This window comes from Myroides injenensis M09-0166 (assembly GCF_000246945.1).
GTDB classification, from domain to species: Bacteria; Bacteroidota; Bacteroidia; order Flavobacteriales; family Flavobacteriaceae; genus Flavobacterium; species Flavobacterium injenense.
Genome location: NZ_BAEX01000086.1, coordinates 1 through 15,345, shown reverse-complemented (window position 1 = coordinate 15,345; position 15,345 = coordinate 1). Strand labels below are relative to the sequence as shown.

The 15,345-nt window shown below is 31.3% G+C and carries 21 protein-coding genes and 1 other RNA gene; 9 read left to right on the top strand and 13 right to left on the bottom strand.

The annotated features are described in order from the left end of the window. The 5 genes from RH98_RS12635 to RH98_RS12615 form a co-directional block, all read right to left on the bottom strand. Positions 1-574 (bottom strand): GNAT family N-acetyltransferase (locus tag RH98_RS12635; protein WP_010255433.1); only part of this gene is annotated, 574 nt, incomplete at its 3' end. Between the two features lie 4 nt (positions 575-578). Beyond that, positions 579-977: a DUF4377 domain-containing protein gene (locus RH98_RS12630; protein WP_010255432.1), complete on the bottom strand. Its 399-nt coding sequence runs from the start codon at positions 975-977 to the stop codon at positions 579-581. Positions 978-1,276: 299 nt separating this feature from the next. Continuing rightward, positions 1,277-1,939 carry a tRNA (5-methylaminomethyl-2-thiouridine)(34)-methyltransferase MnmC2 gene (gene mnmC2 / locus RH98_RS12625; RefSeq protein WP_010255430.1) on the bottom strand — a complete coding sequence of 221 codons (663 nt, stop codon included), beginning with the start codon at positions 1,937-1,939 and terminating at the stop codon, positions 1,277-1,279. After that, entirely contained in the window at positions 1,936-2,376 is a 441-nt protein-coding gene (locus tag RH98_RS12620; RefSeq protein WP_010255428.1) for a hypothetical protein, read from the bottom strand. Before RH98_RS12620 ends, mnmC2 begins: the two co-directional genes overlap by 4 nt. Next, positions 2,366-2,887, bottom strand: a complete 522-nt coding sequence (locus RH98_RS12615) for a DUF4920 domain-containing protein (RefSeq protein ID WP_010255425.1) — start codon at positions 2,885-2,887, stop codon at positions 2,366-2,368. The genes RH98_RS12620 and RH98_RS12615 overlap by 11 nt, the downstream gene beginning before the upstream one ends. 267 nt (positions 2,888-3,154) lie before the next feature. Between RH98_RS12615 and RH98_RS12610 the strand changes: the two genes are divergently transcribed. The 3 genes from RH98_RS12610 (at position 3,155) to RH98_RS12600 (ending at position 5,574) form a co-directional block, all read left to right on the top strand. Beyond that, a complete protein-coding gene (locus RH98_RS12610; RefSeq protein ID WP_010255423.1) occupies positions 3,155-4,228 on the top strand; it encodes a branched-chain amino acid aminotransferase in 1,074 nt (357 codons plus the stop codon). 99 nt (positions 4,229-4,327) lie between these two features. After that, entirely contained in the window at positions 4,328-4,513 is a 186-nt protein-coding gene (locus RH98_RS12605) for a hypothetical protein (RefSeq protein ID WP_010255420.1), read from the top strand. 26 nt (positions 4,514-4,539) lie between these two features. Next, complete coding sequence (locus RH98_RS12600) at positions 4,540-5,574, top strand: hypothetical protein (RefSeq protein WP_010255416.1); 1,035 nt, start codon at positions 4,540-4,542, stop codon at positions 5,572-5,574. A gap of 22 nt (positions 5,575-5,596) precedes the next feature. On the opposite strand, the gene kdsB is transcribed toward RH98_RS12600, so the two are convergent. Further along, complete coding sequence (gene kdsB, locus RH98_RS12595) at positions 5,597-6,346, bottom strand: 3-deoxy-manno-octulosonate cytidylyltransferase (RefSeq protein ID WP_010255414.1); 750 nt, start codon at positions 6,344-6,346, stop codon at positions 5,597-5,599. Positions 6,347-6,524: 178 nt separating this feature from the next. After that, positions 6,525-7,970: an ATP-dependent DNA helicase gene (locus RH98_RS12590; RefSeq protein ID WP_010255411.1), complete on the bottom strand. Its 1,446-nt coding sequence runs from the start codon at positions 7,968-7,970 to the stop codon at positions 6,525-6,527. A 195-nt stretch (positions 7,971-8,165) separates the two neighbouring features. Between RH98_RS12590 and RH98_RS12585 the strand changes: the two genes are divergently transcribed. Further along, positions 8,166-8,960: a DUF3822 family protein gene (locus RH98_RS12585; RefSeq protein ID WP_237717541.1), complete on the top strand. Its 795-nt coding sequence runs from the start codon at positions 8,166-8,168 to the stop codon at positions 8,958-8,960. Further along, entirely contained in the window at positions 8,957-9,574 is a 618-nt protein-coding gene (locus tag RH98_RS12580) for an RsmD family RNA methyltransferase (RefSeq protein WP_010255407.1), read from the top strand. Before RH98_RS12585 ends, RH98_RS12580 begins: the two co-directional genes overlap by 4 nt. Positions 9,575-9,789: 215 nt before the next feature. On the opposite strand, the gene rnpB is transcribed toward RH98_RS12580, so the two are convergent. From rnpB to RH98_RS12555, 6 genes are all read right to left on the bottom strand, one after another. Continuing rightward, positions 9,790-10,102, bottom strand: an RNA gene (rnpB, locus tag RH98_RS15330) — RNase P RNA component class A. 112 nt (positions 10,103-10,214) lie between these two features. Further along, a complete protein-coding gene (locus RH98_RS16245) occupies positions 10,215-10,418 on the bottom strand; it encodes a hypothetical protein (RefSeq protein ID WP_010255405.1) in 204 nt (67 codons plus the stop codon). A 182-nt stretch (positions 10,419-10,600) separates the two neighbouring features. After that, positions 10,601-10,804 carry a hypothetical protein gene (locus RH98_RS12570; protein WP_010255403.1) on the bottom strand — a complete coding sequence of 68 codons (204 nt, stop codon included), beginning with the start codon at positions 10,802-10,804 and terminating at the stop codon, positions 10,601-10,603. A gap of 294 nt (positions 10,805-11,098) precedes the next feature. Continuing rightward, the gene (locus RH98_RS12565) at positions 11,099-11,650 is read right to left on the bottom strand and encodes a hypothetical protein (protein WP_010255401.1); all 552 of its coding nucleotides are present in this window, start codon (positions 11,648-11,650) and stop codon (positions 11,099-11,101) included. A gap of 15 nt (positions 11,651-11,665) precedes the next feature. After that, positions 11,666-12,145 carry a T6SS effector amidase Tae4 family protein gene (locus RH98_RS12560; RefSeq protein WP_141629441.1) on the bottom strand — a complete coding sequence of 160 codons (480 nt, stop codon included), beginning with the start codon at positions 12,143-12,145 and terminating at the stop codon, positions 11,666-11,668. A gap of 59 nt (positions 12,146-12,204) precedes the next feature. Continuing rightward, complete coding sequence (locus RH98_RS12555; protein ID WP_010255397.1) at positions 12,205-12,525, bottom strand: hypothetical protein; 321 nt, start codon at positions 12,523-12,525, stop codon at positions 12,205-12,207. 550 nt (positions 12,526-13,075) lie between these two features. On the opposite strand from RH98_RS12555, the gene murQ reads away from it, so the two are divergent. Genes murQ through RH98_RS12535 form a run of 4 tightly spaced genes read left to right on the top strand, consistent with a single transcriptional unit; the run spans position 13,076 to position 15,341 of the window. Continuing rightward, positions 13,076-13,894, top strand: coding sequence for an N-acetylmuramic acid 6-phosphate etherase (gene murQ / locus RH98_RS12550; RefSeq protein WP_010255395.1), 819 nt, complete (start codon positions 13,076-13,078; stop codon positions 13,892-13,894). Beyond that, on the top strand, positions 13,894-14,139 hold the full coding sequence (locus RH98_RS12545) for a DUF6095 family protein (RefSeq protein WP_010255392.1): 246 nt from the start codon (positions 13,894-13,896) through the stop codon (positions 14,137-14,139). Before murQ ends, RH98_RS12545 begins: the two co-directional genes overlap by 1 nt. Position 14,140: 1 nt before the next feature. Beyond that, positions 14,141-14,527 carry a hypothetical protein gene (locus RH98_RS12540; protein ID WP_010255390.1) on the top strand — a complete coding sequence of 129 codons (387 nt, stop codon included), beginning with the start codon at positions 14,141-14,143 and terminating at the stop codon, positions 14,525-14,527. Positions 14,528-14,549: 22 nt separating this feature from the next. Beyond that, positions 14,550-15,341, top strand: coding sequence for a TerC family protein (locus RH98_RS12535; protein ID WP_010255387.1), 792 nt, complete (start codon positions 14,550-14,552; stop codon positions 15,339-15,341). Positions 15,342-15,345: the final 4 nt, after the last annotated feature.

Genomic DNA, 15,345 nt, shown 5'->3' with positions numbered 1-15,345 from the left:
GGCGTTTTTCTAAATTGTCTTTTACAGTAGCAAACCATTCTTCTCTTAAAATACTCAATACAGCAGTATCTCGTCTTCTACCATTGGGAAGAATAATATCTCGTCTTAATACTCCTTCTTGTACACATCCAATACTTTTCATTGCTGCTATACTTGCTTCATTCAATACATCAGCTCTAAACTCCACTCTCTCCATTTTCATTACTTCAAAAGCATAGGTAAGTAATAGATATTTACAATGTTTATTAATGCCAGTTCCTCGGAAGTCTTTTCCATACCAAGTGTGTCCAAGCATTAGTGTCTTGTTATTTTCATTGATATTGTATAATCGAGTGCTTCCTATATATTGTTCCGTTTCTTTATCAAATACAATAAATGGCAAGCTTATCCCTTTATCTCTATCTGCAATAGCAACATCAATATACTTCTTAAGGTTATTAGCTCCAGCAGCAGATAGAGGAACATAGTTCCAAGTATCTGGTTCATTTACAGAAAAAGTCAGTAACTCCTCAAAATCTGATTGTTGCAATGGTTTTAATATTACCCTGTCGTCCATTAAGACTATTTCATTCATCTGCTTACTTTTTTTCTTTTGAAATTTCTTTCACTAAGATATAGCGCATTGAAGAACCATCAGCAGGAGGATTAGCAATCGTCTCTCTACGTACTTCTATTTTGTATTCATATCCTTCTTCATAGTCAAAACCTTCTATATTAGTGTACATAAATTGCCATTCGCCATCTTCACTATCTTTTACCTGCAAGCATTTCATAGGAGCTACACCTACACAATCAGCTTTAGTACTTGCTACATATAGCGTAACGATATCTTCTAGTTCATCAGTAGTATGAATATCATTATTAATAGGAGTTTCTAACTGGATTTCTTTTGTTGAATTTGATTCTTTATTTTCAGACTTACAGCTTGCAAATAAAAATAAACTCAAAATAATTAGGGGAAATAAACTTGTTTTCATTTTCAATTTTCAAATTACGATTGAGTAAAAATAATAAAAGTAAAAGTAAATACAATCATTTAAAACTGTTAAACCCTGACAACTATGTCATTTTATGACTTTTATAGGTAGCTAAATTTAATTAAAAAAAAGTACAATGAAACTATTTATAGGCTTAAACTACTATTACCCATAGATATACAATACAAAAAACAATATAAAAAAGTCGATTATAATAGTGCCTTGCGCCATATAATCGACTTGATTAGATTTTAATTTATAAATACAAACTATACTTTGTAGTAGACGATTGTGTAATTTTATTTGAACGCTACTAACATTTCTCTTTTTCCAGGAGGTCCAGGAACAATTTCAAAAGTAAAGCCTGCACTTTTCATATTTCTTTTGATAGGTCCTCTGCATGCGTAAGTAGAAAGAACACCACCGGGTCTTAAGGCATAATACATTTTCTTAAAAATATCTTCTGACCACAGTTGAGGTTGATATTGGTACCCAAAAACATCAAAGTAGATAACATCATATTGCTCAGGCTCTAGCTCTTGGTGCTCAAAAGTGTTATTCAACTTTCTCAGAATAAAATCATTTGTTATATGTGATTCTACTCCCCAATCTACTTGATGTAACTTCTGAAATAAAGCAGCTACTTCAGGAACACTAGCTAAAGTAGAATAATTTAAAAGCGAGTATTCTTCTTCTGACAATGGATAAGCCTCTATTGTGTCATACTTTACCTTCTTATTACACTTATATACTTCTAATAGAGTCAAATAGGTGTTTAAACCTGTTCCAAACCCCATTTCTAAAACAGTAATAGAGTCACTGTCAACACGGCGAAAACCGTTCTCTATATATACATGATTAGCTTCTTGTGCTGCGCCATGTATAGAGTGATAAGTCTCTCCCCAGTCATCCATCTGCAAAGATGAAGTACCATCAGAAGTAGTAATTATTGAACGTTTCATTTAATATAAAGCTTTTTAATACGTGGTATTGGACCACCACATTTTTTTTGATGACAAGCCAAACAAGAATCTACCAGTTCATTCAGCTTTACTACTCTATCTTCTGGAAGAGCAGCATACAGTTCTCTTTCCTTTTCAAGAAAGTGTTTAGCACTTGCCTCAAAAAACATATCCCTATCACTAGGATCTGTTAAAATAGCGGTATGTAAATTCTCATGCAATAAAGGAAATTCACCAAGACTTTCTGTACTTCCTTCTACAATTAATGCCTTAATAGCTGCTGTATTTGCATACATAGATTCCATTAAAGCCGCCATCTCTGACATTTGGTACATTTTGAAAGAACTTTTCTCTTTTGTTTTTTCTACTTCTTGTTTTTTATTACATCCTAAAGTACAAACTACAAATAGAAGCAAAAATAATAGTTTACCCCTCATGTGTTGCATCTTTCTTAATAGCGATACCATCCGCCATAAAGCCATATGTTTTTTTAGACTCAGTGATTAGAGCTATTTCTTCTTCCGTTTTACCAGCATCCTTAGCATAGTGCTTTAACTCATCCACTGAAATTTCGGATACAAATGCTTTACCATTTACGATTGCCTCGTGACCACTTGCATTCATTGGAGCAAAAAAAGCATAGTCTTTAAACTTCACAAAACTCTTCTGACTATCATCTAATTCCAAAGTTACCCAACATCCTTTCTTTTGGCATACTTTATCGATATTAGATACAAATTTAATTACAATAGTGTCTCCTACTTTCAAATCTTTATAGTGACTCCAAGCTTCTTCTTTAGAAACTACTTTGTCTAAAGTAATATTATCACCAAAAAACTCATAGTTCTCCTCTTCATATACTAAGTCAGAACTTTTGTTTTTATTACTGTTTTTACAGCCTACCAAAACAAGCATACTAAGACAAAATAAGCCGACAACTTTTTTCATAATCTCTAATTTATAGGTTTACCAAACAAAAGTAACTCAAAAAAATAGATTAAAAAGAAATCGTTTAAGTAAACAAATCTCATAGATTATTATAAATTCAGTAAAAAATTACAATTAAACAATATTTTCCACTCCATTTTAGATAAACTTCAACAACACACTATTTTTCCTTTCTTTTTTTGCTAAATTTGTAATGTATTTTATTTTTCAATACATTGCACTGAATAATTTTCAAACAACTACAACAGTAAATAAAAACATATAATAATGAGTTTAGAAACAAAAGGAGATATTTCTATCCAAAAAGTAGAAAAATCAAAAATAGATTCAATTGACTTTCAAAATGTAAAATTTGGATCTGTATTTACAGACCATATGTTAGTATGTCATTACAAAGACGGTAAATGGGGACAAGTAGAGATTAAACCTTATGGACCTATGTCTTTTGAGCCATCAGTAAATGTTTTCCACTACGGACAAGCAATTTTTGAAGGAATGAAAGCTTACAAAGATGAGAATGACAAAGTATGGTTATTCCGTCCAAGTGAAAACTGGGCACGTTTCAATAAATCAGCAGAGCGTTTAGCAATGCCTCAAATCGACGAAGAGCGTTTTGTAGGTGGGCTTAAAGCTTTATTACAATTAGACCAAGACTGGGTTCAAAAAGGTGAAGGAAACTCATTATACATCAGACCTTTCATGATCGGAACTCACCCTGGTGTAGTAGCAGGACCATCTTCTGAATTTATGTTCTGTATAATCTTATCTCCTGCTCGTACATATTACTCAGGAAAAGTAAAAGTACAAATCGCAGAACACTATAGCCGTGCAGCTAATGGTGGTGTAGGTTCTACTAAATGTTCTGGTAACTATGCTGGACAATTCTACCCAACTAAATTAGCACAAGATGCTGGTTACCAACAAGTGATTTGGACAGATGATTCTACACATACTAAATTAGAAGAAGCAGGTACAATGAACGTATTCTTCCGTATTGGAGATACTTTAATTACTGCTCCTACTAGTGAAAGAATCCTAGATGGTGTAACAAGAAAAAGTTTAATAGAGATTGCAAAAAGCAAAGGAATCAATGTAGAAGTTAAAGCTATCGTTGTTCAAGATTTACTAGATGCGCATGCTAAAGGAGAGTTGAAAGAAATCTTTGGTGCAGGTACAGCTGTTACTGTTGGTCAAATTGAAGGATTTGCTTTCCAAGATAAATACTACGCTTTACCTGAAATAGCTGATAATGATTCATATGCTATTCAATTGAAAAAAGCATTGCAAGGTATTCAACAAAAAGCTATTGAAGATACTTTTGGATGGACTGAAGAGATTTAGTCAATCTATTTTCAAAATAAAAATGAAACGGCAGAACTTTCTGCCGTTTTTTTATATACACTAATAAGAATTCATTATTTTTGCTAAAATTTTTTTATTATGTTTACTGAAGGTCAGATTAATTTTGCTATTTTCTTTATCATTGCGTTTAGTATTGTATTAATAATTGTATATCGCAAGGATTTAAAATTGCATAAAATCTACTACAAAAATAGATTATGGGTATTAGTTGCCTTTTTAGCTTTTATTGGTTCTCTATTTCTTTTAAAAAATGTATTAAAATAACATTCTAGTATTAGTCGGTAGTTATTATGAAAATCTTTAAATACTTTTTATTCCTTATTTTATTAGGTGCTATCTCATTGATAGTATTCATTTTGACGCAAAATCCTTATTTTAAGGTTGAACGCCAATTTACTGTTGATGCCCCTAAACAAATAGTATACGAGTATATTGAAGATTTAGATACTTGGCAAGATTGGGTGATTACCCAAAAAGAAGACAGCGGTGTTTATAAAATAAATATTGAACACCTTGGCGAATTTCTTGTCCGCTCTGAATACAATCATCCTTATGATAGCCTATCCCAAGATATCTTAAATGATGATAAGATTTCTAATATTTACTGGAAATTTACTGAGAATAAATCAAATACAACAATTGACCTAAAATTTGAAGGGACGTTAGATTTAAAAACCAAAATAACTTCCTTCTTTTATGGAAATCCTTCTAAAGTAGCTTCTGAAGCATTAGAAAAAAACACAAATACTCTAATTGTTTATTTTTTAAAACAATATAAAGAATATAACCTTGATCCTATTGGCGTTAAAAAAACAGAGTATAACAACTATATTTCGTTCCCAATAGAATCTACTATTGCGTCACTTAATACTGATATCAACAAATCTTATAAGCAGATTAAAGATTTTTGTACAGCAAACAAAGTAACCATTACTGGTATACCTTTTTTAATTCTTGAGGAGGGTATTACAAATGAAAATATAAAATATCAGTTTGCTTTACCTATTAAAGAACAATTATATCTAAATGAAGAAGATATATATAAAGTAGGTGCTATAGAAGCAACAAATTATTACGAAAGTTCTTTAAAGGGGTTTTACTCTCATCTTCCTGAGAGTCTTGAGAAAACGAAAACACAGCTTACAAAAGAAGACTTTACGAGAGATAATAATTTACCTATTATTATTGACTTAGAGAAATCAGTAATTGACTCAAGATTTCCTGCAGAGTGGCAAACTATTATTAAAATTCCAATTGTAAAAGCTCCTGTTATTCAAGAAACTACAAGAACACAAGAGCCTGTTATTCAACCAGTAGAACTTTAATAATAGTCATTACTCTTTAGTTTTATTGATCAAGTTCAGGATGAAGCTCAAGTAATTTCTTAGCTTTTTCCAAATCTTCAAAAGTATCTATACCAATACCAACGTGTTTAGTGACAGCCATTTTAATACGTTTTCCATATTCTAAATAACGTAACTGTTCTAGTTTTTCGGATGCTTCTAATGTCAACATTGGCAACTTAGTAAACTCTAATAAAGCTTGTTTTCTAAAAGCATAGATTCCTATGTGCTGATAATATTGTACTCCTACATTTTTCTCTCTAGGATAAGGAATAACAGATCTCGAAAAATACAAAGCTGTATTAGAATTATCTACTACAACTTTTACATTATTTGGATTTTCAATATCCTTCCATTCGTCAATAGGTGTCATTAATGAAGCTAAATCTATCGCTTTATCTTTATCTTCTTTAAAGATTTCAATTAACTTAACTAGATTATCTTTATTGATAAAAGGCTCATCACCTTGCACATTTATAACAATATCAGCTTCTATATTTTGCACAGCCTCTGCAATACGATCACTACCACTCTCATGCTCTTTATGACTCATCACTGCTTTACCACCATGAGAGATAATCTCATCGTAAATTAATTCTGAGTCAGTAGCTACGAAAACATCATCAAACAAATTTGTATTAACTGTTGCTTCATAAGTACGCCTAATAATTGTTTTGCCATTTAAATCTTGCATTAATTTAGCTGGAAAACGCGTAGAAGCATAACGCGCTGGTATAACTGCTATAATTTTCATTTTATATCAAAATTTGAAACTCAAAGATACTAAAATCAATAGTAGATTTTCCTATTAAAAATAGCGTTATTCTTCTCTATAAATATTTTTTTTAAAATTTAAACTCTCTAGTGTACCCCTTAAACAGTTCAACTATTGTTCTTAAATAAGAATTCTTTTAAAGTTGCCTATTTCTGACTTATTCATAACTACTTGACTCTTCAAAGAATTCATCTTTAAAGCCAATTAAATAGAGTTTATCTTTTGCACGAGTCATAGCAGTATATAGCCATCTCACATAATCAACTGTAATTCCATCAGGCAAGTAAGGCTGTTCAATAAAAACTGTCTCCCATTGTCCACCTTGTGATTTATGGCATGTCATTGCATAAGAGAATTTCACTTGAAGAGCATTAAAAAACTCATTTTCCTTTACTTTCTGCACTTTCTTATACTTGGTAATTTCATCTTCATAGTCCAGTAAAACCTCTTGATATAATCGGTTCATATCTTCATATGTCAATGCAGGAGATTCACTAGTAAGAGTATCTAATAAGATAATGGTGTCAAATGGCTTCATATCAGGGTAATCTAGCATTCGCACTTTTACTTTGGCAAATCTAAAAGAATACAATTCTACTGTTCGATAAATTTCTAAAACTTCTATTATATCGCCATTAGCTATAAAATCCCCTTCATTAGAGTCTCTTAGCCAATAATAATTATTCTTTACTACCATTAGTAAATCTCCACTCGAGACCTCGCTATCCTTGTCCAAAATTCTAGTACGAATCTGCTGGTTGTAAGCATTAGCACGCTTATTTGAACGAACGATAAATGCCGTTTCTTCTGGTCCACTGTTTGAATACGCAGAATAAATAGCATCTTGAATATCATATCCATCCTCTAATCGCACAATATCAGGAAAAGGATTTACCTGAAACTGGAATGTATCATAAAATGATGTGTCTAGTAAAGAACGTAATTCAGTTGCATTATATAATATTCCTGACCCTTCCTCTTGCCGCATTACTTCATCTAATTCAATATGCTGTACATCCATCTGGTATTGCATTGACAATTTATCTGTATCTAAAGCTGGACTGACATCCATATTTATAGGTGGTAACTGAGCCCCATCTCCTATTAAAATCAATTTACAGTTAGTCCCTGAATAAACATAAAAAATAAGATCATCTAATAGAGAGCCATTAGGATACATATTACTGTCAGAGGCATTCATATCAGCAATCATAGAAGCCTCATCAACTATAAATATAGTATTTCGATGACGATTATTTCTCATTGTGAATTGCATACCTCCTCCAGATTTTGAAGGTTTTGGATAATAAATATGTTTGTGAATCGTATATGCACTTCGCTGAGAATAATTACTAATCACTTTGGCAGCTCTACCAGTAGGCGCAAGCATAACAGAAAACTTATTAATTGCCTTTAACTCATTTACCACAGTTGAAAGTAACGTCGTCTTCCCTGTTCCAGCATACCCTTTTAAGACAAATAATTGATCTTGCTGGTCATTGGTCACAAATTCAGCTATCTTTTGTAAAAATATATCTTGTTTTAAAGTTAATTCAAAAGGAAACTTATCCCTTAGCAGTCTATAAAACTGTTGTCCAATCATCATTTATTTGACTTTAAATTGTAGTATTTTTCAAAGATACCAAGCTTTTTTAGTTGTCACTAATAATCTAACTTAATTTGTTTAAATTTGCCTATCTATTGAAGAGTAAAACATTTTACAGTAAATTTAAATTCACTTTATTACTACAACCTTTTTTACAATTTATTAATTAGTAATAAATCACTACAATAAAATATGATGACAGAGAATGATCAAAAGTTATTACTTCAAGTATCTTTAAACAAATTTACTTTTGTTATCAAAAATATGCTGTCAAATGAAATCTCTTATTTTGCTTCTGACGCTATTAATCCTAACAAGTCAATAGAAGAGCAATTAGATAAGATATTTTCAAAATATGATCAGTTAAGTCTTAAATATAACGAAATAGTCGTATTACATGATAATGCATTGAATACATTTATCCCTCATGCTTTTTTCGACAGTAATTTATTAGGAACGTACTTGCAGTATAATACTAAAGTATTTTCTACTGACTTTTTCGCTTATGACGAAGTAGCTAACTACGACTTCAACAATGTTTATGTGCCATATATCAACATAAACAACTATTTAATAGACAGATTTGGAACATTTACGTACCAAAACATCAACACTGAACTCGTTAAGATTTTATTAGATAAGACAAGTGGAAATGAACAAACTGTAGTTTATACTTATTTGCAAAAAGATCGCTTTGAACTTATCGTTGCGAATAACGGAAAGCTATTATTTTTTAACTCTTTCCAATATCATACCGCTAAAGATTTTATATACTATATATTGTTCACTTTTGAACAATTAAACTTAGACGTAGAAACAATTCCTCTTACCTTATTAGGGAGAGTTGACTTAAATGATAGTATTTATGAACAAGCTTATAACTTCATCAGACATGTCGAAATATTAAATGATGAAGCGTCAATAGCAGAAGAATTATTACTTCATTATCAAGTACCTAAACAACATTACATTTTATTCCATTCATGAGAATTATTTCAGGAAAACTAAAAGGGCGTCGTATTAATCCGCCAAAAAACCTACCTGTTCGCCCTACAACTGATATGGGAAAAGAGGCTTTATTTAATGTTCTTAATCATCACTTTAATTTAAGTGAATTAACCATATTAGATTTATTCGCTGGAACAGGAAATATTAGTTATGAGTTTGCTTCTAGAGGTGCAGAATCTGTAGTCAGCGTTGACGGTGACTACGGATGCGTTAACTTCATAAAGAAAACTGCAAAAGAATTTGATCTAAATATTCTACCATTAAAAGCTGATGTATTCAAGTTTATAGAAAAACATCAGTCTTCTTACGATATCGTATTTGCAGATCCACCTTATGACTTTACACAAGAACAGTTTGAAAAAATTGTATCTGATATACTAAGCAAAGGTATCTTAGCGGAAGATGGTATGTTAATTATAGAACACTCAAAGTTCACTAAGCTAGAACAAATGGAAAACTTCTCTTTTCAAAAAAGCTATGGAGGTTCTGTCTTTACATTTTTTGAATTTGAACAAGAAGAATCAGATGATGAAGACGAGGAAGAGTACGACGACGATTATTATGATGATGACTTCGATAGAGAAGAAGAGTAATACTCCTGTCTAATCAACAGTAATTTAAAATGTACAATTATTAACCTTAATTATAAAGGGGATAATAAAATTAGAGATAATGACTCACCATACAAGTTATATTTAGGCAAACTTATATTGACTTTAGAAAGAGATTACCTCTTTTATTTTATTTAAAATAAAAAGGCTAACAATTTTAGATTGTTAGCCTTTTTTATACTCAATAATTAAGTATAAAAAAATGCAGACCTATAAGCCGGATTCTGTATACACCTAAGTGTACCCTTATCATTTATCTAGGCCATCAATTACTCAATGGCTCCATCTGCCCACCCCTTAAGCATCGGGCGAGTAGCCCTCAATCGCTTAATATACATGGCATTTCACCGCATAGAGTTTACCTGGTTTCACTACAGCATTACCTGTACATACTTTCTGTTGCACTTGTCCTCACGGAAAAACCGCGGATGGGTGTTACCCATTATGCTACTCTATGGTGTCCGGACTTTCCTCCCGCTTTTATAAGCCGACGATAAGGCAGTCTGCATAAGGGTGCAAAAGTAACTTATTTTTCATTAACAGAGAAATAATAAAAATAAAAATGACATTGCTATATCTTAGAGAGAAACAGTTCTCATGATTTACTCATTAATTTTCAAAGCTAAGAAACCAAAATACCTCTTATTTTACTTTTACATCTTACCAATTGACGTACCACTATAATTATACTCAAAACTCCTCTAAACCATATATCATTTAATTGTCCTTCAAAATCACATTTCTCAAATGAAGAAGCATTAAAATCAACACCTGTTATATGAAATTTTTTAAAAGATATACGTACAAACTCTGCTTGTATAAACATTGTTTTTGTAAATCTACATTGTACAAAATCACACTCTAAAAATTTAGTCCTATCATAACCTACAATAACATTATTGAACTTGCAGTTATTAAAAATACATTCTTTAAAAATAATTTCTTGATCTAAAAGCTAGTAAAGTCAAGTTTTTCAAAATAACCTCTTTTGAACAAAGATTTGTCAAGTCAACAATCGTTAAACATTGAGAAACTAAAATCAGCATAGCTAACCTTTAAGTTACTAATGGTTTTAGTTTTCACATCTAATCCTCTTAAGTCAAGTTTCCCTTCAACTTTTTCAGCAGAACTAATTAGTGAAGACAACTCCCCACCATTTAACAATAGATATACTATTTTATCCTTAATAAATAGTTTTTTAACTTTTGACATATACCCCCATCTGTCTACCAATTTTTATTTATCATAAATTTGTATATAATAATGTTCCTGCTGCTCAATACTTATTAACATGTCTTTGCCATTGACAAGGTAAGGTCATATCCTCACACCCCTCAGTTTTTGGATTAACAAAATCAGTATCTTTTGAATAATTAGTTTCAAGATGTTATAAGATTTAATGTACACACTATTCCCTAAATCTCAGAAATGGTGATTTCCATCGTTTTTATTCTTATATGGTATAAAATTAGGCGAGCTTTTTAAATTAATCAAAAAAAATCATCTTTAATTCTCTTTCTCTATTTCTCTCTCTCTCGCTTTTATTCTTTCTTGTGCTTCTAGGCATTCTAAGTTTTTTAACCTCCCTTCTTTATAATACTTAGCGCGAAATAATGTTCTTAACGAATCAATATAGTTATCTAAATCATCGCTATAATAAAAATCAAAAGCCTTTCTAAATGTCATATGTACTATTAACTTGGGGTCATCAACTTTTCCATATGGCTTATATGTTTTATCTCCCCATTTCTTTATTAAATTATAGTAATTTACATTTTCATATGTTGGATGGTCATCAGAATAAAAATCAATTATCATACAATATTCATGATAAAGTTCTGTCCCAGTAAGATCAAACAAAATATCTTCTGTAGATATCCCTGATTCTTTTTTAATCTTATCAAGCGATTTTTCATATAGATCAATAAAAGCAAGTTCTCTGTGAATCGAAAGTATCTTTTCAATATTTAGCTCTACTTTGCTATCTTTCTCTGATCTCAGAGATGTACAATTAACACTTACTATTAATAGTAGTATATACGTAATAATCTTATTCATAACTAGTAAAATTTATTATAAAATCCTTGATAAAAATTGCCTCCCCCCCCCCTTATTATCTTTTACAAAAATAATATCAACATGAAAAACTTTAATAATATAATCTTTATCTTCATGTTGTGTAACAACTCCATACTGAGATACATCATAGCCCATCTTTTCTTGTGGTAAAAATCTCTTTTCTAAAGCTTTGTAAAAAGATGTAGCAGAAGCGTAATACTTAAGTCCTCGAGTTCCATTATAATCTCCTCCTATATATATTCCCGATTTTTCAAATGCAATACTCATTCTCATAGCACAAGTGTCTTTATACTTTTCTGGATCTTTAAGATATTCTTTATACATCATTCCTCCCACTTCCTTATAGATCGATTCAGGAGTAGGATAATCAATATAATTTGGATAATTCGCTGCTATCCTCGCTCTTTCCTCTTTTGTTAAACTTCTTCTATCATCAACTTTTTGTTCAATCCCATCAAGCGTCAAATGTTTCAAGTGATTTAGTCCACTTGTTATAAATCGCTGCTGCATCCCTTTCCAAAAACCTCCACCTGCTATAGATGATGAAATACCTCCAGAAACCCTCCGTTAACTATCATAGCAGCTTTAAATATCCCAGGTTTCCTACTCGCAAAACTACTCCATAGTGTATAATCTTCGTCCAAATAATGCCAGATTTTTCCTAAACTTACTATACTACTTGATATTAATGATCTAATAGCTTCATTGGCAAATCCCAAACTAAAACTTCCTCCATCGATAGAACTCATTAGTCCACTTGTCACACCATGCATAAAAGATTGAGCAACTATATTTCCTAAAGATATTGTTGCCTGACCAATACCAAAAGAAATAGCCCTACTTATTGCGCCCATTGTCACAGATTTTCTCATTCCATACAAAAAAGGTACTCATTAGCTATATTAATGATAGCATTTATAGTACTACCTACTGCAGCTCCAATTAATGCAGACACTCCAAGAGTAACTAGAATCCTCCACTAAGATCGATATAAAATAAAGAATTATTAAGCACACAACCATACCTATTTTAACTTTGTATATTTGTATTATCTTGCAAATAGTTATCTGGAAATAAGACTCTTATTAGAATAAAAATAAGAATAAGTAATCAAATCTGCTAACATATATTAGTTATAAAATTACTCCTCCTAAAAAAACTGTATATTTTTTTTGAACGAATCAATCTACATGCATCTCACCGTTATCAGAAACTAATACCATCCTATAGAAACATACTTTTTAATTAAAATTTACTCATTAATTTTCAAAGCTAAGAAACCAAAATACCCCCTATTCCACTTTTATATTTTACCAATTGACGTACCACTATAATTATACTCAAAACTCCCAAGATAATAAGTATTTTCCTTATTTTTGTTCAAAACTTGTACAAAGACAATACGTGGATTTTAAAAGAATAACAGAACAGCCTTCTCATTATGACAATCTTGAAAAAATGTCCATAGAAGAGTTGTTAATTAGCATAAATAACGAAGACAAAACTGTTCCACTAGCAGTAGAGAAAGCTATTCCTCAAATTGAAAAAGCAGTTAACGCTGTCGTTAGTCAATTAAAATCAGGAGGTAGACTTTTTTATATTGGAGCAGGTACTTCTGGTAGATTGGGAATATTAGATGCTTCTGAATGCCCCCCAACCTATGGCGTATCTCCAGAACTAGTAATTGGGCTTATTGCCGGTGGTGACAAAGCTATTAGAAATGCTGTAGAAAATGCAGAAGACGATCCACTACAGGGATGGATAGATTTACAGTGTTATCAAATCAATAGTAATGATTTTGTAATAGGCATTGCTGCTTCAGGAACTACACCTTATGTAATTAATGCATTAAAAAAGTGTAATGACTCAAATATTCCAACGGCATGCATTACTTGTAATCCCTCAAGTCCATTATCAATTACTGCGCAATACCCTATTGAAGTAACCGTAGGTCCTGAATTTGTTACGGGCAGTTCTAGAATGAAAGCTGGTACAGCTCAAAAACTTGTTCTAAATATGATTTCTACTTCTACTATGATTCAATTAGGACGGGTAAAAGGAAATAGAATGATCGACATGCAGATGACAAATGCTAAACTTATAGAAAGAGGAATATTAATGCTAATGAATGAATTAAATTTAAGTCGTGAAGAAGCAACTTTACTACTTGATAAACATAAAAATGTTCGTAGTGCAATTGAACACTTTAAACGTAATGAATAATGGAAGAAGAACACAAAACTAATCGCGCTTTATTATTTAAAGGCGTACGTAATTTAATGATTACACTACCCCTGCTATTTATAGGTCCTATTGTAATCCATACCTCTTTAAAAAATCAAGGACATCCCTTTTTCTATGTCGTCTTTGGATTAGGATGTATAATATGTGTTGGAGCGATGTTATTACTTTTCAAGGGTATTCAAACAATTATGAAATCACTTTTTTACAGTGAAAACAAACAATAATATGAGAAAAAAGATATTGTATTTATTACTTCCTATTTCAGCAGTGCTAGTTAGTTCTTGCTACAATCAAGAAAGAAATTGTAAAAACTTTAAAACTGGAAAGTTTGAGTTTGTAGCAGAAATTGACGGAGAGCAAAAAACAAGTACATTCGTTCGCACAGAAGAATATGAAATAGAAACATTTGAAGGAAAAACAGACACATCTAGCATACGTTGGGTAAACGATTGTGAGTTCATCTTACAAAAAATAAATCCGAAAAATATGGCTGAAAAAAAAGCGATAAGTATGCGTATCATTACTACAAAAGGAGATACTTGTGTTTTTGAATATGGAATAGTAGGTGATTCTAGACGAGAAAGAGGAACCCTTAAAAAAATTAGTGAATAATATTAATCTACCCAGCTAGCGTATGGAGTTTTTATTTACAGCAGATGCCATTGTCGCTTTCATTACCTTAACCTTTTTAGAAATAGTATTAGGTATAGACAATGTAATATTTATATCAATTGTCACAGGTAAACTACCTGAAGAACAAAGAAAAAAAGCAACAAAATTAGGGTTGTTTCTAGCTATGTTTATGCGTATTGCACTACTTTTTGGAGTGTCGCTACTTATAGCAATGAAAAAACCTTGGTTTAGCATAGATTGGGGATGGTTTAGTGCGCAATTTAATGGTCAAGCTTTAATATTACTACTTGGAGGAATTTTTCTAATTTATAAATCAACTAAAGAAATTCACGAAAAAGTAAGTCATGTTCAAAATCATGAAAATATTGACACACCACCTAATGCAAAAGATATTGCTAAAAAATCATTTGGAAATATTATTATGCAAATTCTAATGATCGATATAATCTTTTCTATCGATAGTATTTTAACAGCTGTAGGCATGACAAATGGTATTGAAGGAGCATTATATATTATGATTGCTGCTGTAGTTGTATCCGTTGGTATAATGATGTTATTTGCGGTACCAGTTGGTAATTTTGTAAATAGAAACCCCTCTATTCAAATATTAGCACTTTCCTTTTTAATTTTAATAGGTTTTATGCTAACAACTGAAAGTATGCATATCTCACACGCTGTATTAGCTGGACAAGAAATAGGTGCTGTTCCTAAAGGTTATTTGTATTTTGCTATCGCTTTTTCACTTGGGGTAGAATTTATAAATATGAAAATCAGAAAGAAAACAAAAGCTTAAGACA